The 26261-nt window shown below is 46.9% G+C and carries 27 protein-coding genes and 1 pseudogene; 9 read left to right on the top strand and 19 right to left on the bottom strand.

Annotated elements, in window-relative coordinates; genetic code table 11:
• Window positions 1–16: 16 nt before the first annotated feature.
• The 6 genes and pseudogenes from JCM15548_RS14510 to JCM15548_RS24320 all read right to left on the bottom strand — a co-directional run bounded on the left by JCM15548_RS14510 (window position 17) and on the right by JCM15548_RS24320 (window position 6141).
• Window positions 17–664, bottom strand: coding sequence for a nucleotide exchange factor GrpE (locus JCM15548_RS14510; RefSeq protein WP_062126869.1), 648 nt, complete (start codon window positions 662–664; stop codon window positions 17–19).
• A 218-nt stretch (window positions 665–882) separates the two neighbouring features.
• Entirely contained in the window at window positions 883–1443 is a 561-nt protein-coding gene (locus tag JCM15548_RS14505; protein WP_062126866.1) for a TlpA family protein disulfide reductase, read from the bottom strand.
• A 280-nt stretch (window positions 1444–1723) separates the two neighbouring features.
• Window positions 1724–3028 carry a UDP-N-acetylglucosamine 1-carboxyvinyltransferase gene (murA, locus tag JCM15548_RS14500; protein ID WP_062126862.1) on the bottom strand — a complete coding sequence of 435 codons (1305 nt, stop codon included), beginning with the start codon at window positions 3026–3028 and terminating at the stop codon, window positions 1724–1726.
• 101 nt (window positions 3029–3129) lie between these two features.
• Window positions 3130–3692 (bottom strand): annotated as a pseudogene (locus tag JCM15548_RS14495) (DUF4290 domain-containing protein).
• 146 nt (window positions 3693–3838) lie between these two features.
• On the bottom strand, window positions 3839–5650 hold the full coding sequence (locus JCM15548_RS14490; protein ID WP_227625889.1) for an ATP-dependent helicase: 1812 nt from the start codon (window positions 5648–5650) through the stop codon (window positions 3839–3841).
• Window positions 5647–6141 (bottom strand): UvrD-helicase domain-containing protein, encoded by a 495-nt coding sequence (locus JCM15548_RS24320; protein WP_227625888.1) that lies wholly within the window; start codon window positions 6139–6141, stop codon window positions 5647–5649. Before JCM15548_RS24320 ends, JCM15548_RS14490 begins: the two co-directional genes overlap by 4 nt.
• A 162-nt stretch (window positions 6142–6303) precedes the next feature.
• Here JCM15548_RS24320 and JCM15548_RS14485 point away from each other — a divergent pair, with 162 nt between their 5' ends.
• A complete protein-coding gene (locus JCM15548_RS14485) occupies window positions 6304–7002 on the top strand; it encodes a hypothetical protein (protein ID WP_062126860.1) in 699 nt (232 codons plus the stop codon).
• A gap of 29 nt (window positions 7003–7031) precedes the next feature.
• Window positions 7032–7556 (top strand): T9SS type B sorting domain-containing protein, encoded by a 525-nt coding sequence (locus JCM15548_RS14480; RefSeq protein WP_157482793.1) that lies wholly within the window; start codon window positions 7032–7034, stop codon window positions 7554–7556.
• Here the strand turns inward: JCM15548_RS14480 and JCM15548_RS14475 are convergent.
• Together JCM15548_RS14475 and udk are read right to left on the bottom strand one after the other, a co-directional pair.
• Window positions 7553–8275 carry a 3'-5' exonuclease gene (locus JCM15548_RS14475; protein WP_062126854.1) on the bottom strand — a complete coding sequence of 241 codons (723 nt, stop codon included), beginning with the start codon at window positions 8273–8275 and terminating at the stop codon, window positions 7553–7555. The two genes, JCM15548_RS14480 and JCM15548_RS14475, sit on opposite strands and share 4 nt — an antisense overlap.
• A gap of 27 nt (window positions 8276–8302) precedes the next feature.
• On the bottom strand, window positions 8303–8914 hold the full coding sequence (gene udk, locus JCM15548_RS14470; protein WP_062126851.1) for a uridine kinase: 612 nt from the start codon (window positions 8912–8914) through the stop codon (window positions 8303–8305).
• 102 nt (window positions 8915–9016) lie between these two features.
• Between udk and JCM15548_RS14465 the strand changes: the two genes are divergently transcribed.
• The gene (locus JCM15548_RS14465) at window positions 9017–9316 is read left to right on the top strand and encodes a Dabb family protein (RefSeq protein WP_062126848.1); all 300 of its coding nucleotides are present in this window, start codon (window positions 9017–9019) and stop codon (window positions 9314–9316) included.
• A 164-nt stretch (window positions 9317–9480) separates the two neighbouring features.
• Here the strand turns inward: JCM15548_RS14465 and lysA are convergent, their stop codons facing one another.
• The 4 genes from lysA to JCM15548_RS24310 all read right to left on the bottom strand — a co-directional run bounded on the left by lysA (window position 9481) and on the right by JCM15548_RS24310 (window position 13135).
• Window positions 9481–10635 (bottom strand): diaminopimelate decarboxylase, encoded by a 1155-nt coding sequence (gene lysA / locus JCM15548_RS14460; protein ID WP_062126845.1) that lies wholly within the window; start codon window positions 10633–10635, stop codon window positions 9481–9483.
• A gap of 54 nt (window positions 10636–10689) precedes the next feature.
• Window positions 10690–12000 carry an aspartate kinase gene (locus JCM15548_RS14455; protein WP_062126841.1) on the bottom strand — a complete coding sequence of 437 codons (1311 nt, stop codon included), beginning with the start codon at window positions 11998–12000 and terminating at the stop codon, window positions 10690–10692.
• 149 nt (window positions 12001–12149) lie between these two features.
• Window positions 12150–12764 carry a class I mannose-6-phosphate isomerase gene (locus tag JCM15548_RS24315; RefSeq protein WP_227625887.1) on the bottom strand — a complete coding sequence of 205 codons (615 nt, stop codon included), beginning with the start codon at window positions 12762–12764 and terminating at the stop codon, window positions 12150–12152.
• The gene (locus JCM15548_RS24310) at window positions 12704–13135 is read right to left on the bottom strand and encodes a type I phosphomannose isomerase catalytic subunit (protein WP_227625886.1); all 432 of its coding nucleotides are present in this window, start codon (window positions 13133–13135) and stop codon (window positions 12704–12706) included. Before JCM15548_RS24310 ends, JCM15548_RS24315 begins: the two co-directional genes overlap by 61 nt.
• 205 nt (window positions 13136–13340) lie before the next feature.
• Here JCM15548_RS24310 and yihA point away from each other — a divergent pair, with 205 nt between their 5' ends.
• The 6 genes from yihA (at window position 13341) to JCM15548_RS14415 (ending at window position 17512) form a co-directional block, all read left to right on the top strand.
• A complete protein-coding gene (gene yihA / locus JCM15548_RS14440; protein ID WP_262487082.1) occupies window positions 13341–13940 on the top strand; it encodes a ribosome biogenesis GTP-binding protein YihA/YsxC in 600 nt (199 codons plus the stop codon).
• Window positions 13941–14061: 121 nt separating this feature from the next.
• Entirely contained in the window at window positions 14062–15000 is a 939-nt protein-coding gene (locus JCM15548_RS14435) for a ribose-phosphate pyrophosphokinase (RefSeq protein WP_062126835.1), read from the top strand.
• A 100-nt stretch (window positions 15001–15100) separates the two neighbouring features.
• Entirely contained in the window at window positions 15101–15673 is a 573-nt protein-coding gene (locus JCM15548_RS14430; RefSeq protein WP_062126832.1) for a 50S ribosomal protein L25/general stress protein Ctc, read from the top strand.
• Between the two features lie 72 nt (window positions 15674–15745).
• Window positions 15746–16375, top strand: coding sequence for an aminoacyl-tRNA hydrolase (gene pth / locus JCM15548_RS14425; RefSeq protein WP_227625885.1), 630 nt, complete (start codon window positions 15746–15748; stop codon window positions 16373–16375).
• A 35-nt stretch (window positions 16376–16410) separates the two neighbouring features.
• Window positions 16411–16803 (top strand): RNA-binding S4 domain-containing protein, encoded by a 393-nt coding sequence (locus tag JCM15548_RS14420; protein WP_062126824.1) that lies wholly within the window; start codon window positions 16411–16413, stop codon window positions 16801–16803.
• Between the two features lie 160 nt (window positions 16804–16963).
• Window positions 16964–17512 carry a DUF4924 family protein gene (locus JCM15548_RS14415; RefSeq protein ID WP_062126822.1) on the top strand — a complete coding sequence of 183 codons (549 nt, stop codon included), beginning with the start codon at window positions 16964–16966 and terminating at the stop codon, window positions 17510–17512.
• On the opposite strand, the gene JCM15548_RS14410 is transcribed toward JCM15548_RS14415, so the two are convergent.
• The 7 genes from JCM15548_RS14410 to JCM15548_RS21985 all read right to left on the bottom strand — a co-directional run.
• Window positions 17509–17886: a thiol-disulfide oxidoreductase DCC family protein gene (locus JCM15548_RS14410; RefSeq protein ID WP_062126820.1), complete on the bottom strand. Its 378-nt coding sequence runs from the start codon at window positions 17884–17886 to the stop codon at window positions 17509–17511. The genes JCM15548_RS14415 and JCM15548_RS14410 overlap by 4 nt on opposite strands.
• 93 nt (window positions 17887–17979) lie before the next feature.
• The gene (locus JCM15548_RS14405; RefSeq protein WP_157482791.1) at window positions 17980–19149 is read right to left on the bottom strand and encodes a DUF6089 family protein; all 1170 of its coding nucleotides are present in this window, start codon (window positions 19147–19149) and stop codon (window positions 17980–17982) included.
• 128 nt (window positions 19150–19277) lie between these two features.
• The gene (locus JCM15548_RS14400; RefSeq protein ID WP_162198256.1) at window positions 19278–20327 is read right to left on the bottom strand and encodes an OmpA family protein; all 1050 of its coding nucleotides are present in this window, start codon (window positions 20325–20327) and stop codon (window positions 19278–19280) included.
• Window positions 20270–20608: a hypothetical protein gene (locus JCM15548_RS21990; protein ID WP_162198255.1), complete on the bottom strand. Its 339-nt coding sequence runs from the start codon at window positions 20606–20608 to the stop codon at window positions 20270–20272. Before JCM15548_RS21990 ends, JCM15548_RS14400 begins: the two co-directional genes overlap by 58 nt.
• Window positions 20609–20818: 210 nt before the next feature.
• Window positions 20819–22825: a protein-disulfide reductase DsbD family protein gene (locus tag JCM15548_RS14395; protein WP_062126814.1), complete on the bottom strand. Its 2007-nt coding sequence runs from the start codon at window positions 22823–22825 to the stop codon at window positions 20819–20821.
• Between the two features lie 266 nt (window positions 22826–23091).
• Complete coding sequence (locus tag JCM15548_RS14390; protein WP_062126811.1) at window positions 23092–25722, bottom strand: valine--tRNA ligase; 2631 nt, start codon at window positions 25720–25722, stop codon at window positions 23092–23094.
• Window positions 25723–25891: 169 nt separating this feature from the next.
• Window positions 25892–26261: hypothetical protein (locus JCM15548_RS21985; RefSeq protein ID WP_162198254.1), on the bottom strand; the 370-nt coding region annotated here is incomplete at its 5' end.

The raw sequence follows: 26261 nt of genomic DNA, 5'->3' as shown, positions 1-26261 counted from the left end.
TCAGGTAATTTATTTTTTATTCTCCTACAACCACTTTCGGGAACCGAATGACTTTATCATCCAGCAGGTATCCTTTCTCTAAACAATCGATGACTTTACCTTTCATTTCCTCAGAAGGGGCAGGGATTTTGGTGATGGCTTCGTGGACATCTGCATCAAAATCCTGGTTACTGGTATCAATTGCTTTGACCCCCTGTTGCGACAGGTAATTAACAAACTTATTATATATTAAATCGATGCCACCTTTCACGGAATCCAGATCGCTTGCGCTTCCCAGATGTTGAATGGCCCGTTCAAAATCATCAATCACCGGCAAAATATTGACAAAGATCCGCTCGCCCGCTATTTTGGTCAGTTCCATCTTTTCCTTTAAGGTGCGTTTGCGGTAATTATCATATTCTGCCACCAGTCTTAAATGCTTGTCATTTAAATCGACCAACTGCTTTTTCAACAAACTTACCTGATCTTCACAGGCCTCATCCGCATCATCCGATGCCCGCTCCTCATCCTCCTGCTCTTCTTCAACTGTCTCTTCTTCAATCGGATCCTCCTCAGAAACAACATCTTCCTGATTTGACGCCTGTTCCGTTTGCATCGACTCTAATTCTTGCTCCTTATTTTCGGGTTGCTCCTTTCCCTTTTCTTTTGAACTCTTCCTGGTCATATTGGTATCTTATTTTTTTACGTTCTGATATTTACTGGCTTCATCCATGCGCAGGCATGGTCAAAAACTCTGCAAAAGTACTCAATTATTTTGCCAATCTAAATTTACGGGACAATTTGACAGACTCTAAGCCTTTCTTTGCCAATACCTGCAATAATGACAAAGACAGCATCAGAAAACTGACACTGCCTTTACCTATGTTTCAATTAAATATTATGCTAGCGTCTGTAAGCTGCAAAATGTTCCCGGTCAACGGACTCTAAACGCTTAAGCGTGTTGGCAATCTTCTCAATATCGCTGCTCTTTTCTACAATGCGACCTTCCCCGTCAATTAAAAAGTTAGGAAAATCATCGCCGACTTTGAAACTTTCTGCCAATTCAGATTCCAAACCGTTCAAATCACATAAGTGAAAGAAGTCCTGCAATCCATCGCGCTCAATGGTCCTGTATAAAGGGGTTTTAAATCGGTCAAGAGAAACACTGATGACGACAAAACCATCACTATTCAAAAATTCACTGTCGCGGTATTGCTCCAGAATATGTTTCTTTCTGGGATTATCAATTCTGGAAGGCGCATCATAAGACGCCCAGAAATCTACCAGGACCATTTTCCCCTTTAGCGCCTCAGAATCAAAAAGAGAACCATCCAGCAAGCGTGATTCAATTTTTGGTGCTCTGTCGCCCACATTAACGCCTATGGCCGGCTCTGTAGAACCATTCATGAACGAAACAAAGGCCAGCCCCACAAAAATTGTAAATGTCACTGCTTTAAATCTCATCTGTTTTATTTTGGTTAATAAATACGGTACAAATTTCGGCTATTAATCCTTTCAATTATACTTTTTTAGATAAACAGCCTATTAATGTTGACCGATGTCATTCTCACCACAAAAGTATGCTACAAAACACATATAAACCAAATCCAAATGTTTGCAAAGGTTAATTAATATATTTATCTTATAAACAAAAGAAGCTAAGATGCTCAAAAAGAACACCTTAGCTTCTTGTTAAAAAGGCACAAAAATGACTAATGGCACCTAGAATACCATCAACGTAGGATTAAACACGACGAATGGACGCTCCGATTTGATTAAGGCGTTCATCAATATTTTGATATCCCCGGTCAATTTGCTCAATATTATGTATAACACTCTTGCCTTTAGCCGATAATGCCGCAATGAGCAAAGCTACGCCGGCCCGAATATCCGGAGAGGTCATCACACTCCCTCTGAGCGAATTTCCGTGATTATGACCAATCACAGTGGCCCGGTGAGGATCACAAAGAATAATGCTGGCCCCCATATCAATCAACTTATCCACAAAGAAGAGCCGACTTTCAAACATTTTTTGATGAATCAGTACACTCCCTTTGGCCTGCGTAGCCACCACCAAAAAGACACTGAGGAGATCGGGTGTCAGACCCGGCCATGGGGCGTCGGCAATCGTCATGATGGAACCATCGATAAAGGTTTCAATTTCGTATTGCGCCTGCGCCGGAATATAGATATCCTCGCCCCTGATCTCCAGATTTATTCCCATTCGACTAAAAGCCAAAGGAATAAGCCCCAACTCAGCGGGTGCCGCATTTTTAATGGTAATTTCACTTTGGGTCATGGCCGCCATGCCAATAAAACTGCCCACCTCAATCATGTCGGGCAGAATACGATGCTCACATCCCTTCAATACCTCCACGCCATTAATGATGAGCAAATTGGAACCAATGCCACTTATATCGGCACCCATTCGGGTCAGCATCTTACACAACTGCTGAATATAGGGTTCACAGGCGGCATTATAAATCGTAGTGGTGCCGGGCGTAAGAACCGCAGCCATGAGCACATTGGCGGTACCAGTGACCGAGGCCTCATCCAACAACATATGAGCCCCCTTTAATTCTTCAGCATGTACCGTATAGAAAATTTCATCCGGCTTAAACTCAAAGCGCGCCCCTAATTTCTCAAACCCAAAGAAGTGGGTATCCAGACGCCGGCGGCCAATCTTATCTCCGCCAGGTTTAGGAAAATAAGCCTTTCCGTATCGGGCCAATAATGGCCCCATAATCATAATGGAACCTCTTAAAGAGGATGCCCGCTTCCGAAATTCCTTTGTTTGGAGATACTCCAGATCAATATTCCCTGCCCGAAAAGCATACTTATTGGGTGAAAAACGATCGATTTCCACCCCCATTTCCTCTAAAAGACGGATCAAATGATTGACATCCAAAATGTCCGGAATATTGTCAATCACCACCTTTTCTGAAGTCAGCAAGGTGGCACAAATGACTTGTAAAGCTTCGTTTTTAGCGCCCTGCGGAATAATCTCACCGGACATCCGACAAGGCCCTGTAATTTCAAAACTGCTCATGGATGAGATTTTTGCCCCTTAAAAAAAAGTTGAAACGAATGGAAGACTATCGGAACTTTCCAAGGGCCGTCAAATGCCCCTTCACTCCGACAAGCAGAAAATTAATCCCGGCCTTTCCGGGAAAAGTTCTTTCTGCGCGGACGATTGTGCGGCTCTCTGCCCTCCAGGGCACGCAAGTGCTGAACCGTCGCTTCCAGCTCTCCTTTAGAAAGCAAACGAATATCTTTAAGCACCCGGTCATCCGTGGCATTGTCTCTGTTCCAGTTCAGCAAAGATTTCCGCATATGATTGACAATTAAAGCAATCAAATGGTCCTTTAACTCCCCGGCTTCCATCTCCACAGCTTGGCAATCATCTGTTCAATCAATCGGCCATAGTGCTTGTACCGCATGGAATAATCATTGTAAGGAACGACCTCGGGCTTGGTGGTAAAATTATCGGCTTCCGGCACCTTATAGGGGAATTCAATATCCAATTCAAAATCGGACATAATGGCCAGGTGATCCCACAGCTTATGCTTAAAATCACTCACATCACGCAAGTGCGGAAAAAGGTTCCCCATAACCGACACAATGGCATAGGCACATTTGGTACGTTCTTCACGGTCCTCAATACCTTTGGCATGATCAACCATTTTATGAATGTGTCTGCCATATTCAGGCATCACAAGATGTTTACGTGTTGAATTGTAATCCATTAACAAAATATAATGAAGTTATTTGGTTTTCACTTAATAATATCTTCCGGCATTTCGAGGCAGTATTCTATATACAAATGCCAACATAAAGAAGGTCAGATCAATTAACAAAACTAGCGCAATATTTTGAGTTTGGCAAACTTTAACAATAATTGTTTGGTTCCGGCATTCTCAAAAACCACAATCGCCTTGACGTTGGGCGGCGTTCCTTCCATGCCAACCACCTCCCCCAGTCCAAAACGCTCATGCTCTACCCGGCTTCCAACACCAATCCCCGTCACATCGCTGAAGGTTTCCTGACCAAAGCGGGTTGGTGAGGGCGGGGATGTTTCCTTTCTGTCGGAAAACTGAAAGCCCCGTTTCTCCTTTTGGGCCGGTCGGCTAAAATCAAATTCCCGTTTTTGACCCACCTTGCTTTTTTGGGCACTTCGGCCTTTGGCCAAAGAAGGGGCGCCCCCATCCTCAATAAAGGACACATCAATGTCCTTTAAAAAGCGACTGGCCGTCACAAAACTATGTTCCCCGTATTTAAAGCGACTTCGGGCAAACGAGATGGTCACATTTTTTTCGGCACGGGTAACCGCCACATAAAAAAGCCGGCGCTCCTCTTCCAGTCCCTGATCGTTTGAGCCGGCCATGGGAGATGGAAACAAGCCTTCCTCCACACCAACAATATAAACACAGCCAAATTCCAAACCTTTGGCCGAGTGAATGGTCATCAAAGTGACCTTGTCCAGATCGTCGGTCTCCTCACTGTCCTGATCGGTCAGTAAGGACACTTCCTCCAAAAAATGGACAATGGTATTGTCCTGTCCCGTTTCCTTGCGCTCTTCGGCAAAATCACGGACCCCGTTCAACAATTCATCAATGTTCTCAACACGCGCCTGTCCCTCATGGGTTTTATCCTGATGGAGCTCCTTCAGAATACCGCACTGGGAAACGATTTCGGTGGTAATTTCATAGGCATCCATCACAGGAATCAAGCGGGCAAAACCGTTGATCATATTGGCAAAACTGGCCAGCTTCTTCAGCGTGCCCGCGTTAAAGCCCAAAGAGGGCAAAGAAGGATGCGTCAATACTTCCCACAAGGTAATTCCACTTTCAGCCGCCGCCCTCTCCAGCTTGTCGAGGGTCGTTTTCCCAATGCCCCTGGCCGGGTAATTGATCACCCGTTTGAGCGCTTCGCCGTCCCGCGGGTTCACAGCCATGCGCAAATAGGCCAGCAAGTCCTTGATTTCCTTACGTTGGTAAAAGGAGAGGCCGCCATAAATCTTATACGGAATCTGGCTTTTTCGCAGCGCCTCCTCAAAAATACGCGACTGCGCATTGGTGCGGTAAAGTATGGCAAAGTCGGCCAGCGAAATCCCCTCATTCCGGCTCCTTGAAAGAATATCATTGACCACCAGAAAGCCCTCTTCCACATCGGAATAAGCTTGTAGCAAGCGAATCTTATCGCCCTCCTCGTTTTCCGAAAAAACCACTTTTCGGATCTGCCCCTTGTTATTGGAAATAATGCTGTTGGCGGCATTCACAATGGTTTGGGTAGACCGGTAATTCTGCTCCAGTTTAAACAGTTGATAATCGGGGTAATCATTTCTGAAATTCAGAATATTCTCAATCTTTGCCCCTCGAAAACTATAAATACTCTGCGCATCATCGCCCACCACACAAACATTCTTATGTTGCTCGGCCAGCTTGCGGACAATCAGGTATTGCGAAAAATTCGTATCCTGGTACTCATCCACCAGCACATATTTAAACTGTTGCTGATATTTGGCCAAAACCTCCGGATGATCCCTGAAGAGCAGATTGGTATTGAGCAGGAGATCGTCAAAATCCATGGCCCCCGCCTTAACACAAGCCTTCATGTAGCGCAGGTAAATCTCATGCACCATGGACACCCTGGAAGCCCGGTCGGCCATCATGCGGTGCTGGTCGCGCGCGCATAGGCAGCAGGCAGCACCAGGTCATTCTTGGCGGCAGAAATGCGTGACAATATCGTTCCGGGTTTATATTCCTTCTCTTTGATCTGCATCTCTTTCAAAATCCCCTTGATCAAACTTTTGGAGTCGGTGGTGTCATAAATGGTGAAACTCGAAGGAAACTGAAGATGTTGCGCCTCCACACGAAGAATGCGTGCAAAAATAGAATGAAAAGTGCCCATCCACAGTCGGCTGGCCGTGTCCTTACCGACAATGGCCCCAATCCGCTCCTTCATTTCGCGGGCCGCTTTATTGGTAAAGGTCAGTGCCAGAATATGCCAGGGTGCAACGCCTTTCGACAAAAGGTAAGCAATTCGGTAAGTGAGCACGCGTGTTTTGCCGGATCCGGCTCCCGCAATAACCAAAGAAGGACCTTCGGTCGAAACCACCGCATCTTTTTGGGCGCCATTCAATTGTTCCAGGTAATTTTGCACAGTCAATAATCGGTTTTATATATGATGAAAAATCCCTCTAAAATCTACAAAAAACAAAAATACAATTATTCCCCAACAATTCCGTTAGATTAATTAGCGGTAAAAACTAAAACCTTATTGCGTAAAAAATGTAAATTCGCAGGATATAATAATTCGATACTTATGGCCATTCCGCATAAATTCTTACTTCTTTTTTTATTAGCGGCATTGTTACCCCCAAAGACAAATGCCCAGATCACCGTCCGGTCCGCCTCCGATGTCGAAACCAGCCCCAACCTGCTGGTCCGGGAGGATTCCATTTATGTGGTAAGGGACCAGATCATTGAGGGCGGAGACCAGGTCATTCTTGAATCGCTGTCCCAATCAACCACCTATTATTATGAGTGGACACGCTACAACGCGTCCACCAACACCTGGACCATTCCCGTTGCCACCGGCGACATTGCCTCCTACCCGGTATCGACTGCCGGCGGTTACCAGCTAACGATCCGGGAGGGTATGAATGGCTCCGTTCTGGAGCAGCACCGCTGCTGGGTCTTCAACTCCCCGCTGGCCGAAGCCGCCATCGAAGTGGTGAATGAGAACTGTGATTTCCTGGAACTCCGGGCCATTACAGATTCCACCCTGTATTACGGGCCGGATGGCCGTTATGCACTGGTGGATTACGGACTGACCTATCATTGGAGCGCCTCCACCGGCGAAGGTGATTTTTCAGAAGCACAGCAAGCCCCGTACATCGATGCCCCGGTAGAAGATACCGATTTCACGGTAATCATTACCGACCTGTTTGGTAATGAAGCCAGCGCCGGTTTGTCCTACACAGCCATTGCCGTCCAGGCTTATACAGTTTCGATCTGGTAAAGCCGGATGTGCCCAACGAAGCAGAGACCATGGATAGCAACACTGCCATAGAAGGTTCTGCCCCTCTGGAAATTCGATTTACCGACGAGAGCAAAGGGCACATCACTGCCTGGGAATGGGATTTTGGGAATGCCACAGCCGTGGAGCGTGACCCCTTTCACCTCTTTACAGTGGTGGGCGTTCATAAGGTTTCGCTGCGTGTGGCCAACACCATGACAGAATTCGCTTGTGAAAGCACCGATTCTGTATTAACCGTATCCATCACAGAGATGGAGCTGGAGGCCCCCAACACATTTACCCCCAATGGCGATGGTGCCAACGACGAATTCAGAATCTATTACAAATCGGTCAAAAACTTCAGCATGGTCATTTTTAACCGTTGGGGACGAAAAGTGTATGAGTCCACTGACCCGGCGGAAGGATGGGACGGAACCATCGCTAACGGAATGGCAGATCCGGGGGTCTATTTTTATGTGATTGAAGCCGAAGGCTACAATCGCAACGAGAAAAAAAAGTTACAAGGTCCCATACACCTCATCAGAGGAAAAAACTAAGCCTCGGCGCGTACAAAATGGGATGCAGGGATAAGCGGCTCGCCTTTTAATCGCAGAAAAAGTTGTGCCGTAGCCAGAATATCCTTTTCACAATAGAGGGCGATTCTTTTCAGGTCTTTTTCGACGTAATAGACATGGGCTACCTGACTGCCGTCAATATCGTCTTTGGGTGTGGGAATGCCCATTATCTTCGTCAACAGCGCCAGCGAAGTGTAATGCTTGAAATCGCCAAACTTCCACAAATCAAGTGTGTCCAGAAATTTAACCTCCCACGGTTTTTTACCGGCCACATCCAACACCGGGGGCAGGGGAACCCCATGAATCAACATGCGTCGGGCAATAAAGGGAAAATCGAATTCCCGGGCATTGTGGCCACAGATGTTATGCTTCGGATCACTGGTAAAGGCATACAGCACCTTGCCAAATTCTTCCAGCAGCCGCTTTTCATCTTCCCCATAAAAGCTCTTGGCTTTAAAAAAACGCTCCCCCTCTTTGCGAAAAACGCCGCCCACCGAAATGCAGACAATCTTTCCAAATTCCGCATAAATGCCGGCCCGTTCATAAACATCCCCGGCTTGTTCATTGTCCTGCCTGAACTTGGCAGACTTCTTGTCCCACAGCTTTTGAAAGTCCTCATCCAGCTCATCAAACCCGGCCTTTTCAGGAACGGTTTCAATGTCGATAAACAGGATATTTTCCACTGCAATTTGTTCCAGCATAATAATGGTTTTTAGTTGATTGACCGCTTAGCTGCCAATATTGCGTAAAATATATTGGGTCAGAATATCGATGGCCGCATGGTTGTTGCCGCCTTGCGGCACAATCAAATCCGCATACCGTTTGGTGGGTTCAATAAACTGAAGGTGCATGGGTTTCACCGTTTCTTCATAACGTGCCAGCACCTTTTCAACCGTGCGTCCCCGCTCCGCAATGTCCCGTTGAATAACCCGTATCAGGCGGTCGTCCGGTTCGGCATCCACAAACACCTTCAAATCCATCAAGGACCTCAGGCCCGGGTGCCCCAGTATCAAAATACCTTCCACAATAACCACATGCCGCGGAATCACAGGAATGGTCTCCTTCTGTCGGGTACAGGTCAGATAAGAATAGACCGGCTGTTCAATGGCCTTTCCACTGCGTAATGCCCGAATATGTTCCACCAACAATTCAAACTCAATGGCCTCCGGATGGTCAAAATTAATTTTCTGCCGTTCCTCCAACGACAGATGCCCGCTGTCTTTATAATACGAATCCTGAGGCAGCACGGCGACTTCATCACAGGGCAACTGCTCCAGAATTTTCCGAACCACCGTCGTTTTTCCTGATCCGGTGCCACCTGCGATTCCAATTATCAGCATATATTTCTAAAAATGGTTATTTTTACGTCAGATTGGGTGACGGAAAACAACTCCGGCCCCCTGGTATTAAAATCGCCTTCAAATTAACAAATAATTTTCACAATGATTAAACACGTCGTATTATTTAAATTCAAAGCGGATATCCCCAAAGACATTCGCCAGCAGAAACTGCCGGAAATAAAGAAATCTCTGGAAATGCTCCAAACACATATCTCTGAATTGGGATATATTGAAGCCGGCATCAACAGCAATCCGGAAGAGAGCTACGATTTAGCGCTCATCAGCGAATTCGCTAACTGGGAAGACCTAAAAGCCTACGTGGTGCATCCCGAGCACCAGAAAGTGGCGGCCGTCATTCGTGAAATACTACTGGAAAGAGCCTGTGTGGATTATGAATTTTAGCTGACATAACTTGTTACATGGAGGAGTACGGAGCCCTAACGGAGTACCACGGAGATCAAAAAAGTCATTTAGTGGCACTAAATGACTTTTTTGAATATTCAGTTACAGCTTCTTCGAAACTGTTTAAGTTTTCCCAACATTCGGGATGTCGTTTTCACGGGCTTCTATAATTGATCCGAGTAAGCAGAGGCAGGTATATTCCTCAGATTGTACTGAGAGGCCATCACCTCCCCGTAAGCCCCTGCCGAGCGAACAGCCACTAAATCACCACGTGAGGTACGTGGCAGCGAAACCGCTTTTCCAAAGCTGTCGGACGACTCACAAATGGGCCCCACCACATCGTACTTCTCTTCGGGGGCGGCACTGCTCAGATTTTCAATTTTATGATAGGCCTGATAAAGGGCGGGTCGGATGAGTTCCGTCATACCGCCATCCACAATGGCAAACTTGGTCTTTACGCCCTCCTTGATGTACAATACTTTTGTAATCAGGCTACCGGCCTGACCCGTGATGGAACGTCCCAATTCAAAATGCACCTCCTGGTCGCCTCTTAAATTCAAACCCTCCTTAAACACCTTGAAGTAGCCTTCAAAATCCGGAATCGGATTTTGATCCGGATCTTCATAATCGATCCCTAAACCTCCCCCCACATTGATCACCCGGGGCGCCAGGTGCTGAGAAACAAACCACTCATGAATTTCATTCACCCGTACGCATAAATCCTGAAAGGAAGACAGATCCGTGATTTGTGACCCGATATGGAAATGAATGCCCTCGAGCTTAATGTTTTTCATTTTATTCAGCGCATCCGTCACTTTCTCAAGATCCCACTGATTGATACCAAATTTGTTCTCCTTTAAACCGGTGGTGATATAGTGGTGAGTTTTGGCATTCACATTGGGATTGATACGAATGGCGACATTCGCCGTTTTGCCCCTTTGAGCGGCCAGATCATTGATGATTTCCAATTCAGGAACCGATTCAACATTGAAACAAGCAATATCATTGTCCAGACCCAGTTCAATTTCCCAATCCGCTTTACCCACACCAGCAAAAACAATGCCCGATGCTTTAAAACCCGCATCCAAAGCCCGTTGCACTTCAAAGCCACTGACACAATCAACGCCCAGTCCAAAACTCCGGATCATCTCCAGCACTCTGGGGTTGGCATTGGATTTAATGGCATAATGAACAACAAATCCGTGTTTTTGGGCCTCCTCACTCACCGTTTTAAGGGTGCGCTCCAGGAGCTCCATATCATAATAGTAAAAAGGGGTTGTAATGTTCTGTAATTTCTGTAATGGAAATGAATCACTCATTCGGTTCAGTTTAATGTTTGAATTGATAATATTAATAGGAATAACAGGAAACCATTAAAATAGTTTGTCGCTAAGGGATTTAAGGGCCACTTTTTTGTAATCGGCGCTCACCAGCAAAGAAATATTGTGGTCGCTTCCGCCATAGGATATCATCCGCACGGGAATGTCCTTTAAGGCATTGAATATGCGATTGGCATAACCTTTATTCTCCCGCACCAAATCACCTACCACACATATAATCACCTGATCGCGATCAATTTCTACGGTACCAAACTTCTTAAGATCGTCCACAATGTCGTCCAGGTGCCGGTCGTTATCAATGGTCACGGATACCCCCACCTCTGAGGTCGTAATCATATCAATGGGGGTCTTGTAACTCTCAAATATTTCAAAGACCTGACGCATAAAACCATAGGCCAAAAGCATGCGGCCCGATTTGATTCGAACAGCCGTAATACCGTCTTTGGCAGCCACCGCCTTAATATTTCCGCGGGTCTCCTTACCGGAAATGATGGTTCCGTGCGCCTTTGGATTCATGGTATTCAGCAAACGAACCGGTATGTCGGCCAGTTTAGCAGGCAGTACGCTGGTGGGGTGTAATATTTTCGCCCCAAAATAAGCCAGCTCGGCTGCCTCATCAAAAGAGAGTTCTGCTATGGATTTCGTGTTTTCCACATAGCGCGGGTCATTGTTGTGCATCCCGTCTATGTCGGTCCAGATTTGAATCTCACTGGCACCCACAGCCGCACCTATCAGAGAGGCCGAATAATCGCTACCGCCTCTTTGCAGGTTGTCAATCTCGCCAAAAGCATTCCGGCAAATATAACCCTGGGTAATAAAAACATCCATATCCGGCTGCGCCTCCAGCAAAGGATTCACATTGTCCCGGATATAGGAAGTGTCCGGCTCATTGTTTTTATTGATGCGCATGAAGTCCAATGCCGGTAAAAGAGCCGACCGATGGCCCTGTTCCTGCATGTAAAAGTTAAACATGGCCGTCGACATCAACTCGCCCTGTGCCAGAATACTTTTCTCTTCATAAACGGTGAACACATCCTTGGTAAAGGACTTGATCTCATCAAAATGAAGGCGGATCAACTCCCGGCCTTGCTCCTTATATTCTTCTGTGGCATAAAGTCCCTCAATTTCAGCATAGTACTTCCGCTCCAACTGACTGATGACCTCATTGGCCCCGTCGTGATTCTTTTTGTATAGATAATTGGCAATTTCAACCAGGCTGTTGGTGGTTCCCGACATGGCCGAAAGCACCACAATTTTGCGCTCACCGTTGGTGATTAAACGGGCGACTTCTTTCATTCTTTCCGCCGAACCTACCGAGGTTCCGCCAAATTTTAAAACTTTCATCCGTAAATAATTTGTTTGTTGCAAATTTATAGTAAATCAACCACAATAATAAAAAATCGAACGGTTTTTATGCAAAATAATATCAATCCGCACCAAGCCGAAGACGGAATACGGCGGGTTATTTTTCCTGCACAGACCGCTGTGACTACTTAGGGCAGGTAGACTTCCAGCATTTTCACAGTCCCCTGAGGCACAAAGGTCACCTGTCGCAAATCGGCCGGCAGCAAAACCGTGTCCCCTTTGCGGATCTCCTCAACCCCCTCCTGGCCATATTGAATTTTAGCCATCCCTTCGGTGCATATCAGGATGATGAAAGAATCCAGACTATAGTAATCGCGTACCACCGGTTGATTCAGATCCAGTAAACCGGTTTTGAAATACGGCGAAGAAACCACTTCACAGGGCGCATTCAACGTGCTGGTATAATTGGTTTTATAGTCACTGTAAGCCTTAAAATCGATCGCATCCAGTGCCTCTGTGGTATGCAATTCCCGCTCCTTGCCCAGGGCATCCTTTCGACCGAAATCGAATATGCGATAAGTGACATCGGAGGTTTGCTGAATTTCGGCCAGCAAAATACCCGCCCCAATAGCGTGCACACGACCGGCCGGAATAAAGAAGACATCACCCGGTTGCACGGGATGGTAGGCCAGTAGCGACTCCAGGGTGTTGTTCTCAACCGATTGAAGGTATTTATCGGCTGTTACGCCTCCCTTAAACCACTGATCAGTTGGGCCCCCTTCTCTGCCTGCATCACGTACCACATTTCCGTTTTCCCAAACGACTGGTGCCGCTTCCGGGCGAGTTCATCATCCGGATGCACCTGAATCGAAAGGGCCTCACGGGCATCCAGAAATTTAATCAGTAAAGGAAATTCATGTCCAAAAAGTTGAAAGACCCTTTCGCCGACCAAATCGCCCATATAAATTTCAATGAGCTCCGTCAGCGTATTTCCCTTCAGAAAGCCATTGCTCACCACCGATACATTCCCTTCCACACCGGAAAGTTCCCAACTTTCGCCAATGTCGCTGCGACCATTAAGGGGTTTATTCAATTCGGTCTGGAGCTTGTTACCGCCCCATAACCTTTCCATTAAAATGGGCTCAAATTTCAGAGGATACAATGCTGTACTCATGATTTTTTCTGGTTTTATCCGGTTTAAAATACTTAATCACATTAAAAATTCGGGAGGCCCCTTTCTGAATCATCCAGGCCAACAAAATGAACGGCCGTCTGCAAAGATAAAAAAATGAAGGTCGAAATGCCCCATTCAAACCGGCTAAAAAAGCAGGCATTGTTTTTTTAGCCGGCAACATTCATTACTTTTGTCAAAAAAAATAATGATAAAGACGGCCCGTTTTCTAACAAGCAATCAGGATGCTAAAAAATGCCCGCCGCCCAACAAACCGGAATATGCATTTATAGGCAGATCCAATGTCGGCAAGTCTTCTCTCATCAACATGCTTTGCCAGTCCAAAAAACTGGCCAAAATCTCCTCTACCCCCGGAAAAACACAGCTCATCAACCATTTCATCATCAATGACAGCTGGTACATGGTGGACCTGCCAGGCTATGGCTATGCCAAGGTAGCCAAAACAAAGCGCGCGGCCTTTAGCAAAATGACCTTTGAATATCTCAATACCCGGGAAAACCTCATGTGTCTCTTTGTACTAATCGATGTTCGCATTGAGCCCCAGGCGCTTGATCTTTTGTTCCTGAATACCCTCGGAGATGAAGGGGTTCCCTTTGTCATGGTTTTTACGAAAGCCGACAAACTAACGCCTACGGTTCTGGACAGGAATATCACCCATTATAAAGCGGTTATGCAGCAAGAATGGGATGAATTGCCACAAATGATGGTCACCTCAGCTGAGAAAGGCCTGGGCAGAGACGAAGTGCTCGGTTTTATTGATAATATCAACAAAGAATGGTCGCCCTAAGCCCGCCTCCGGTAATTAAAAAAATAAATCTATTGACAACAAACGGTTAAGGATTTATGATTTTTGTTATCTTTGCAACATCAAACTTCTTTTTTATAAAAATCTGATAAACAGAAAATTAATGCCACCTAAAGCACCTATTAAGGTTTTTTCAGGAACACAAACAAGGTATTTGGCCGAAAAAATCAGCTTGAGCGCAGGCCGCGAACTTGGCAATATCAACCTCATCAGATTCAGCGATGGTGAATTTGCCACGGCTTATGAAGAAACGGTACGTGGCTCCCACGTATTTCTCATCCAGTCCACCTTTCCGCCTTCTGATAATTTCTTTGAACTGCTCATGATGATTGATGCGGCCAAAAGAGCATCGGCCTATAAAATTGTGGCAGTTATGCCCTACTTCGGTTTTGCGCGCCAGGACCGAAAAGACCAGCCAAGAGTATCCATTGGTGCCAAATTGGTGGCCGACATGCTAAGCACAGCAGGCGTTGACAGAATCATCACCATGGATTTGCACGCCGATCAGATTCAGGGATTTTTCAATATTCCGGTAGATCACCTGTACGCTTCGAGCATTTTTGTCCCGCACATTCGTCAGCTGGGTCTCGACAACCTCGTTATCGCCTCTCCGGATGTGGGTGGCACCAAGCGAGCCAACACCTATGCCAAATTCCTGGAAACACCCATGGTTATTTGTCACAAATACCGCTCCAAAGCCAATGTGGTGGATGAAATGCGCATCATTGGAGATGTAGAAGGAAAAAACGTCGTTGTATTGGACGATATGATAGATACGGCCGGCACCATTACCAAGGCTGCTGAGATGATGATGGAGCAGGGCGCGCTTAGTGTGAGAGCCATTGCCACGCATGCCGTATTATCAGGTCCGGCCTATGAACGCATTGAAAACTCAAAACTTTGCGAAGTCATTGTATCGGACTCCATTCCCTTGAAAAGACAGTCCCAGAAAATAAAAGTATTGAGTGTGGCCCAGCTATTTGCCGACACCATCGACAAAGTATATAATTATCAATCGATCAGTAAACAATTTGTGATATAATTTTATATCTTTGCAGCCCCAAATCGGGCTAACGTGTGATGGGAAATTAAGCTTTTACATCAACACTTAATTTTGAGTAGCACAAACTAATTTTGTAAACATGCAAACAATTGAAGTCAAAGCGGTCAAAAGGGAAAACCTTGGAAAATCCGCTACAAAAGAACTGCGTAACAGCGGTAAAGTACCCTCCGTATTGTATGGTGGAGAAGAAATTGTACATTTTTATGCTGAGCAAAACGAGTTTCGTAAATTGCTTTTCACGCCAAATGTATATCTGATCAATTTGAATGTTGACGGCAAAACCTACAATGCCATCATCAAAGATTTACAGTTTCATCCTGTAACGGATGAGTTGATCCACATCGATTTTCTTCAGATTTTTGAGGACAAAGCCATCACCATTGAAATTCCGGTCAAATTGGAAGGTCTGGCAGAAGGTGTTAAAGCGGGTGGTAAACTGACGCTGGAACAAAGAAAATTGCGTGTAAAAGGTCTCATGAAGGATTTACCCGATCATTTGACCATTAACATCTCTAAACTAGGCTTGGGCAAAGGTATTCAGGTAGGTTCTCTGTCCTATCCGAACCTGGAGCTTTTGAATGCTAAGAACTCAGTGGTAACATCTGTAAAACTGACACGTGCAGCCCGTGCTGCAGCTCAGCAAAAAGGTTAATCCATTTTCTGATATTATCAAAAACCCCCGTATATTTATATGGGGGTTTTTGTGTTCTGACCAACAAACAACATGCTGAAACAAATCATTAACTGGTTTTGCTCCGGAAAGAGCAAAACAGAAACCATTGAGCCAGAGATGAAATTTCTTATTACGGGCCTGGGGAATATCGGATCAGAATATGCCCACACCCGTCACAATATCGGTTTTGATATTTTGGATCATATCGCCCGGGAGGAAGGGGTGACCTTCGAAGACGGACGTTACGGACTAACGGCTCAATACAAGTTCAAGGGCAGAGTATTTATTCTTTTAAAGCCATCCACCTATGTGAACCTGAGTGGACGGGCCGTTAACTACTGGATGCAAAAAGAAAAAATTCCGGTCGATAACCTGTTAATCGTCGTGGACGATCTGGCCCTTCCCTTTGGCAGCTTAAGATTAAAAGCCAAAGGCAGTGACGCCGGACACAACGGTTTAAAAAACATCAATGCGGCGCTGGGGCACAACCAATATGCCCGACTGCGCTTTGGCATTGGTGACAATTACAGGAAGGGTCACCAGGTGGATTACGTCCTGGGAAAATGGACGCCGGAGGAAAACCAGGAGTTACCGGAGCGTTTTGAGCAGGCCGCCGAAATGGTTAAGAGTTTTGGCACCATCGGCGTGCCCCGAACCATGAGCCTTTACAACAACAAATAGCCATTCACTGTTACACCACCTAAAAGAAGCAGAAAATGGAAGACCAGTCATCAACCAGAATTGACAAGTACCTTTGGGCGGTACGCCTGTATAAAACACGCAGCATCGCCACAGAAGCCTGCAAAAAAGGGAGAGTGCTGATGGACGGCCTCCCGGTCAAGTCCTCACGGATGATCAAACCCGGAGATGTCATCTCCATTAAGGAGCCCCCCATCACCAAACAATACAAGGTACTGGACATTTCAGGAAAGCGCATGGGCGCCAAACTGACATCGGACTTCATCAAAGACATCACCCCCGATGAAGAACTGGAGATCCTGCGTCTCACAAAAATAGCCAACCAACTCAACAGGCCCAGAGGAATGGGGCGCCCCACCAAAAAAGAACGGCGAGATATAGATAATTTCTTTGATCCCGATGAAGACTAAGAAATGAACCGTTTTATTATTGAATAGATCGTTAAACTCTTTTATTCTGACTAACTTACAAGCAGTTATGATTTCGTGGCATCGGTTCTTAATTGACTTATAATTAAGGACTTGCTTTTACCTAATACCTAACAACCTAATAATCTAACGACCTATTGTCATGCTGATTGCACAAGAAAAGAAAAAGAACAACATTGCTGAATACATTTTGTACATGTGGCAAGTCGAAGATTTAATTCGCGCCCATGAATGTCGAATGGACCTCATCCGGGAGAAATTACTACCCGGTTATCTCTTATCCGGTGAACAGTTTAAAGAGCTGGATGCCTGGTGGGATAATCTCACCGCCATGATGAAAGTAGAAAAGAAAGAGTCGGGTGGCCATCTTCAAATGTTGATAAACACCGTCAACGAAATGAACACCCTGCACCTGAAACTGCTGGAATCGCCCAAGTTTGTCCCCTACCTGATGCAATTTCAGTCCATCCTCCCCTTCATAAAAGAGTTGGAAGCAAAGACCGACCCCAAGCCCTCGAACGATATTGAATTGATGCTGAGCGCTCTTTACCATTCCTTTGTATTAAAACTCAAAAAACAGCCCGTCACCAGCGACACGGCGCAGGCCCTCAAGGCTTTTGCCCAGGTTCTGGCCACGCTGTCGAAAAAATACAAGGAAGAGCAGGAAGGAAAACTGGATTTCGAGGATTAAGGTCGGGGACGATAGCAACTGTTGCGTTTTCCAAACAATAAAAACCGGTTATGGGCGATGCGGCGGTACATCCAGTTGAGCAGGGCATCCGGAAACCAGGAAGCTCCTCTTCCCAAAAACTTCCACGCGCCTCCCGACTGCTCCATCAAAAAGAGAATGGCCCCGACGCCTTTCAAAACACGGCCCTCCAACAGCAAAATGACTTCATTCGGCTCCGCATCAAGACCATATTGCCTGAGCCAATTCTGACCCTCCGGCGATTGCATGGGCACCACCTGCAAACGGTCGTCAAACCGCTTAATCAGTCGCCGAACAAAGCCACTGCATAAGACACAAAACCCGTCAAACAACAATATTCCCTTTAATGTTCGCATATACAAGAAACAAATCAAATGGGAAGGGGTTTAAAAAAAATCAGGATGCCTGCCACTGCAAACATCCTGATGTATTATGAAAAGAACAGAACATCAATTTTTAAAAACCATATCCACACGTCGGTTGGCCATTCGCCCTTTGGGCGTAGTGTCCCCACCTTCTGAGCGAAAGGCATCTTCCGCACCTCTGGGCACAATCCGGATATAGTCGGCATCAGCCCCCATTTCATTGACCATGAAATCCTTCACCTTTTCGCATTGCTGACGACTCAGGGCCTCCAGATCTCCGCTGTCGCCCGGATCTACATACCCATAAAGCTCCAGAAATTTCCCGGGATTGTGTTTCATATCAATCACCGCCTCAGCCATGAGCACCTGGTCTTCGGTATCAAACTGAATCCGGGCATTTTCGCCAAAAAGAATGCTTCGAACCGATACCGCCTCATAGATGGTCGTCAGCGACTGACTGATAATCACCGAGTCCTTTTTAACAGGTCCCCTGTCGGCAGCAAATTTCTTAATCTCCTCTTCCAAACGGTTCACCTCATCCTGCAAGGGATCTTTGCGCGGCCGGCCAAACAAATTAAATCCGTATCCCCGATAGGTCCAACGCATATGCCTTTTATCCTTTTTCCCGATTTTATAACTCAGGTTAATGCCTGAGTACATGTAACGGTCATTGCTGGAACCGGTCAGTACATTGTCCAGATTATCCGAGGCACTGAAGCGCATGGATGTCTCCACTCCCACATCAAAATGACGATTAACACGGTACAAAACGCCGGCTCCAAAAGGGATGATGATGTCCATCTGGTGACTGGTCTTGGTCTCCGGATCGTAGGGATCATAACCATAGACCAGATACCGTCCGGACGGCATCCCTAAATCACTCTCCTGTACAAAAGAATCATCGGCCTGTTGATGCAGACGTGACCTGAAAAAATTCAACCCCAATCCGGTCTTTACATAAAAATTCCAGCGATCCCGGACTGGCCCGGGACTGGCACCCAATTGATTGATAAAAAAGATGCCGGTCAGCGAAACATCATTCAGGTTTCCTTTAAAATAGTAATCTGTGGTTTCGCCATAAGCTTCGCCGGTAATATACTGCAAATCAATGGCCAAAGAAGGCGCCAACTGCTTACTTACGAACACCGTCGGTCCAAAGCGGATGCGATGTTTGGGAAAAAAAGAATGATTCGTAATATCGGCGTACATGAACAAAGACCCATAGCAACGTTCAGCGCCCAGGTATTGAACCACTTCTCTGATGAGTACCGCATCTCTTCTTCAATAATGCGGTCATCCGTCTGCCGGGACTGCCCCGATGCCATACCCCAGAACGATACCAGAAATATTATGGTGAAAATAACTCTCATCAATATCAGCTTTTATTTTGTAACCTGAAAAATATCCACGCGACGGTTAACCAAATGCACACCTCTGGGTGCCAATTTCCGGGTATCCGACAGCAATTCCACCTTACCTTTAGGCTCTGTCACAAACCTGGAAGCATCCACTCCGTAATCCTTCACCAGCACATCCTTAACGGCCAAGCATCTGCGCTCACTTAATTTTTCGTTGTATTCATAGCTGCCCCGGTCATCGGTATAGCCCTGAATTTTTATCACCACCTCCGGGTGCTCCGTCATGTAACGTGCCACACCGGCCAGGGTGCGATGACTCCGGGCAGTCACTTCCGATTTATCAAAATCGAAAAAGACAGAGGCAGAAAACAGCTCGTTTCGAATGGTTTTGTCCTGACTGATATAAGTCGTATCCCCCACCGCACTATCGTTAAGGGCCGCCAGTTGATCCAACTCAGCCCTTAAAGAATCCAGCTTTTGCGCCAACGGATCCCGCATTCTGTCCCTTTCGTAGGAAAGATTAAAGTCCTTATACGTCCATGACGCATGTCGCTTGTCCTTTTTCCCGAATTTATAGGTCAACGACAGGGCTGCATGCATATAGGAATCATTATCAGCCCCCGTCATATCCACATCCATATTATCGGCCACCATATTATGGAGCGCCGTTTCTACGCCAATGTCGAAGCTCTTATTCACCCGGTAACGAACGCCCAGACCAATCGGGACCACCAGTCCGGATTCCCTGGCAATCTCTTCCAGGTCCGGATCCGCTGAAGCATAGCCATTGCGCTCATAGCCCATGACCAAAAAGTCATCCGGATCCCAGTCGCTATAGCTGGTCGGATAACCGGATACTCCGCCAAAAATATCATCCATGGTCAGCAAACGATCGGTTCCCTGCTCACGCATGGTAGCACGAAAATAGTTGACACCCAGGCCTATTTTGGCATAGATGTTCCAACGATCCCGCAAGGGACCGTTAAAAATCAGTTGGTTGATATAAGCTTTGACATTCAGAGAAGCTTCCCGAAAGTCCCCTTCAAAATAGCGATTGTACTTTTGTCCGTACATATCCGCCATAATAAACTCTCCCTCCAGGGCCCACGAACGCCCCAACTGCTTGGATATCTGAACAGAAGGACCAACTTCAATTGACTCGAGGGGAAAAGCGTATAATCAATCACATCGGTATAATAGATGACAGGCCCATATCCCACGGAAATGGACCAGGTATTATACGTGCTATCCGGCCGGTAAATTTGCTCCTCTTCCAGATTGCCAAAATCAATTTGAGCGAAAGTCGCTAAAAAACCGGTCAATATTAAAAACAATGAAAGTAATGCTCTTTTCATATGATACAGGCTTGAATGTATTAATGAGGTAAAGCTAAGATATAAAAAAAACAGTTTCCACTATTTCAATTCAGATTTTTATTAACCTCCTCAAATACTCCACCAACAGTCTGTTTAATAGGGCAACAAAACTGGTAAACATAAAACAAACAGCCGTTCATCGGTTAATGAACGGCTGTTCGAGATCAGAAAAATCGCCTAAAACAGGCTTTATTTAAATGCTGAGAGGCCACTTTTCATCCAATCCACGAAAGCATCCACATCGGTATTGTAACCATAGGGTTCGATCAAAGCTTCTTCATTATGATTAAGAAGCACGTAAAAAGGCTGACTGTTGTTCTCATACCGGCTTATCTGGAAATCACTCCACTTATTGCCGATGGTCCGCACCCGCCGGCCGGTCACTTCAGACACATATTGTTCCTCCTCGGGCAACTCCTCCCGGTTATCCACATACAGGGAGACAATGATAAACGCATTGGCCAGCATATCACGCACTGTATGGTCGGACCACACCAGATTCTCCATTTTGCGACAATTGGCACAACCCAGTCCGGTAAAATCAAGGAAAACCGGCTTGCCGGTTTCCTTGGCCACCGCCAGGCCTTCCTCATAATCGGTGTATTTCATCAAGCCGTAAGGTCCTTCTTTCAGACTCTCGCCTGTTAATGAAGAGCTGCCAGACGGCGCCACCATGGCGCCGGAAGAACGACTCACGTCGAAATCCTGCGTGGTAATAGACGGTATGAAAGAACTGACCGCTTTAAGGGGAGCGCCCCACAGACCCGGAATCAGATAAAAGACAAAGGCAAAAGTGGCAATCGACAGCATCAAACGCGGCACACTCAGGTAGGGCAAATCACTGTCGTGCGCAAACTTGATCTTTCCAATCAGGTAAAGCCCCATCAAAAAGAAAATCGCGATCCACAGAACAATAAACACCTCCCGGTCGAGCAGTCCCCACTGCCCCACACTGTCGGCCACCGACAAAAATTTCAAAGAAAAAGCCAGCACCACAAAACCCAGCACCACTTTAATCGCGTTCATCCAGCCGCCGGATTTGGGCAGGGACTTCATGGCCGTAGGGAAAATTGCAAACAAGGCAAAAGGAATGGCCAGGGCCACACTAAAGCCCAACATACCAATGGCCGGTGAAAACATACTTCCCCCGCCTATGGCCGCTTCCACCAGCAGGGTGCCGACTATAGGGCCCGTACAGGAAAAAGAAACCAGAACAAAGGTCAAGCCCATTAAAAACACGCCCAATAAGCCACCGGCTTTATCCGCTTTATTGTCCAATGAATTGGACCATTTGGAAGGCATGGTCAACTCAAAGGCCCCAAAGAAAGAGGCCGCAAAGAAAATGAGCAGGGCAAAGAAAATAACATTAAATACCGGACTGGTAGCCATGGCATTGAGCGCATCGGCACCAAAAAGGACCGATATGGCCAGGCCCAGAAACACATAGGCAAAAATAATGGTCAATCCATAAAAGAGACCATCCCGCAAAGCCTTCCCCCGGTTGTCCGCATTCCTCAAAAAGAAACTCACCGTCAGCGGAATCATGGGAAACACACAAGGCGTCAGCAAGGCAGCCAAACCGCCTAAAAAGGCCAGCCAAAAGATGCCCCAGTAACCGGACTTATCAGAAGATCCGCCTTTGGAATCAGAACGGGTCTCACCCTCAGCAACAGACACGGCAGCGTCTCCACCTTCTTCAGCTTCTTCAGCGTCCGTCGCTACAGCTGCTGCTTCCGCACCGTCCTCTGACAATTCAAAATCGATGCGCTCGGGCGGCAGACAGCGATGGTCGTCGCACACCATGAACTCCACATAGCCGGACAGCGCGAGGGCCTGACCTTCGGCCAACTCTACCACCTGCGTCAGGCGGGCCGTATTCGAAAAATAGCCCAGTTCCATTTGAAAAGCCTCATCAAAAAACGGCTCGGGCTCAGGCGACTGCTGCACCTCACCCACCAGCGTGAACAGCTCAGAGGCGGCAATATTCAGGGAAGTCGGCACCGGACCACCGTCCGGAATCTTCGTGGAATACAAATGCCAGTTATCGTCAATGGTGGCATCGGCCACTACTTCCACCTGCGTTTCACTGATACGGTTCAGTGAAAAGCTCCACTTCACCGGCTCCAGTACCTGGGCGTTCAAACCCAACGCTCCCCAAAGGACTATCGAGAGCAATAACAAATATTTCTTAGTCATAATCAATTGATATTTATATTTTTACTACCTATCTATAAATATGGATATTTAGGAATGTCAAAAGTAAAGTATTTCTTTCAATATACAAAATACCTTGCCGAGAGTTAGGATTTCATTAACAGTTCAGACCCCGAAATGTTACCCCCAACCCATCCAAAAAAATACAAATTCAAAAATCACAACCTCAAAGGCAGGACAGCCCCCCAAACCATTGGCCGAAAAAAACCACCGTGCCCTCTGTGTAACCTCCGTGCCCCTCCGTGTAACTAAGCCTTCAGCCGCGCCAGACTCTCCTTTAAAGCCGCAATCCTGGCTTCGGCATCGGCCCGTTTCTGCTGCTCCATGGCCACCACCTTTTCCGGGGCACCCGCCACAAAACGTTCATTGCTCAATTTCTTCATCACGCCGGCCAGGAAGCCTTCGGTATATTTGAGTTCACTCTCCAGCTTCTCCAACTCCTCTTCCACGTTGATGTTGCTTTCCAGGGGCACAAAAAACTCAGAAGACTTCACAAAAAAGGAAACAGCCCCTTCCACCTTCTCAGTCACCGCCTGCACCGCATCCAGATTCACCAACTTCTGAAGCACCGGATTAAAGCGCGGCACATACCCATCGTCGCCCGTCAGCACCATCAGACTTAACACATCCCGCATCGGCACATTGCGTTCCTTACGGACCGTGCGCATCTGCACAATGGCCTCCTTCAGCAAGTCGAACTGCTTCAGGATTTGCCCGTCGAAATCCCTGCGTTCCGGCATCAGGCTCACCATGATACTTTCACCCGCCTTGCGCTCTCTCAGCTGCTGCCAAATCTCCTCCGTGATAAAAGGCATAAAAGGATGAATCAGACGCATCAAATCGTCCAAAAAGCCAATGGCCCTTTGATAAGTGGCCCCATCAATCGGTTGCTGGTAGGCCGGCTTAATCATTTCCAGGAACCAACTCGAGAAATCGTCCCAGAACAAGGTGTAGACCGACATGAGCGCATCCGACACCCGGTATTTATCAAAATGGTCAGCAATCACCTCCCTCTCCTGTTGCAGACGCGCCTCAAACCACTCAATGGCCAGCTGCGCACTCTCAGGCTGCGGCAACGCTTCATCCACCTCCCAGTTTTTCACCAGTCGGAAAGCATTCCAAATCTTATTCGCAAAATTACGGCCCTGCTCCGGTAGACTCTCCTCGAAGCGCAAATCGCCCCCTGCCGGAGAGCACAGCAGCATCCCCACCCGCACGCCATCGGCACCAAAGGTGGCGATCAAATCGAGCGGGTCCGGACTGTTGCCCAGCGACTTGGACATCTTACGGCCCAGTTTATCGCGCACCATCCCCGTGAAATACACATTCTTAAAAGGCAGCTGCCCCTTAAATTCATAGCCCGCCATAATCATGCGCGCCACCCAGAAGAAAATAATATCGTGGCCCGTCACCAAATCATTGGTCGGGTAGTAATAATCGATCTCCTTTTTATCCTCCCCAAAGCCATCAAAAACCGTGATGGGCCATAACCAGGAAGACGCCCAGGTATCCAGCACATCCTCATCCTGATGCAGGTCCGCCATAGTCAGCGCCCCATTGCCCGTCACCTTCTGAGCCTCCGCCAAAGCATCCGCTTCCGTCTCCGCCACCACAAAAGAGCCATCCGCCAGGTAGTAAACCGGAATACGGTGGCCCCACCACAGCTGACGCGAAATACACCAGTCCTTCACATTCTCCATCCAGTGGCGGTACAGGTTCTTGAACTTAGCCGGATGAAACTGCACCTCATCACTCATCACCGCATCCAGCGCAGGCTTCGACAGCTCACCCATGCGCAGAAACCATTGCGTACTCAGCTTCGGCTCAATCACCGCATCGGTCCGCTCCGAATAACCAATCTTATTGTTATAGTCCTCCGTCTTCACCAGATGGCCCGCCTCCTGCAGCGCCGTTTCAATCTCTTTGCGCACCTCAAAGCGATCCTGACCAATATACATTTCAGCCGCTTCGCTCAAAGTACCATCATCGTTCAAAATATCAATACTGTTCAAATTGTGGCGCATACCAATCTCATAGTCATTGATATCGTGCGCCGGCGTAATTTTGAGGCAGCCCGTACCAAACTCCATGTCCACATACTCATCCTGAATAATCGGAATAGACCGGTTAATCAGTGGCACCAGCACCCGCTTGCCCGCCAGATGCGAAAAGCGCTCATCGTTGGGATTCACACAAACAGCGGTATCCCCCAAAATCGTTTCCGGACGCGTCGTCGCAATCGTCACATACTCCTCCGTCGCCCCCTCAATCTGGTAGCGGATGTAGTACAATTTAGAATTCACCTCCTTGTGAACCACCTCCTCATCAGAGACCGCCGTCTTCGCCTTCGGATCCCAGTTCACCATGCGAACACCTCGGTAGATATAGCCCTTGTTATACAAATCCACAAAAGACCGAATCACCCCCTGACTCCGCACCTCATCCATCGTAAAGCTCGTCCGGTCCCAGTCGCACGAAGCCCCCAGTTTCTTCAGCTGCTCCAGAATAATGCCCCCATGCTTATCCGTCCACTCCCAGGCATGCGCCAGAAAGCCATCCCGCGTCAAGGCACTCTTATTAATGCCCTCTTCGCGCAGTTTATTCACCACCTTCGCCTCCGTCGCAATAGAAGCATGATCCGTACCCGGCACCCAGCAAGCATTCTTACCCAGCATACGCGCCCGTCTCACCAAAATATCCTGAATGGTATTGTTCAGCATGTGCCCCATGTGCAGCACCCCCGTCACATTAGGCGGCGGAATCACTATCGTATAAGGTTCACGCTCATCCGGAACCGACTTAAAAAAGCCATTGTCCATCCAGTAAGAATACCATTTTCCTTCCGTCTGCGAGGGATCGTACTTGCTTGCTATCTCCATGATAAATATTTATTCAATTCTTTTTCGAGTTATTCTACACCATTGCACAGGTTCAAAAATGCCCGCATCCGCCAACACCCAAACCAGTCAGCAAAAATAGAAAAATTTTAGCGAAAGTTATTAAAAAACAAGCCCCTTGTGAGAGGCAGATTTCCTTAACTGAATCCCCTCACCTTTTCCGAGGTTTTTCCATTGGTTCTGCAATAGCCATTATTAAAACCATGGCCAACAGCCGGTTCTTTATTAAATGATAATCAATGCCAGAACCATCCGCCAGCTTCTGAATGACCACACCACTTGAAATATCACCCATAGCCCTGACATGGTCGTGCAAATAATAATACATAGAATCCGTCTTCCCCACCTCCCCTATGTAATCCACAAACTTTCCATTCATATTAATGGTTAAGAATCTATGATTCCGCTCAGCATGTCGCGTTGAATCATAATCACTGGTAAAGTTGTACCAGAACTCCCCCAAGGTACCTTCCTCCACCTCCTCCAAAAATAAAAACTTATCCTTGAAATTAATCGGAACT

This window comes from Geofilum rubicundum JCM 15548 (genome assembly GCF_000974365.1).
Lineage (GTDB): Bacteria > Bacteroidota > Bacteroidia > Bacteroidales > Marinilabiliaceae > Geofilum > Geofilum rubicundum.
Note: the sequence above shows the minus strand (reverse complement) of the source record. Positions and strands in the feature narration are given on the sequence as shown.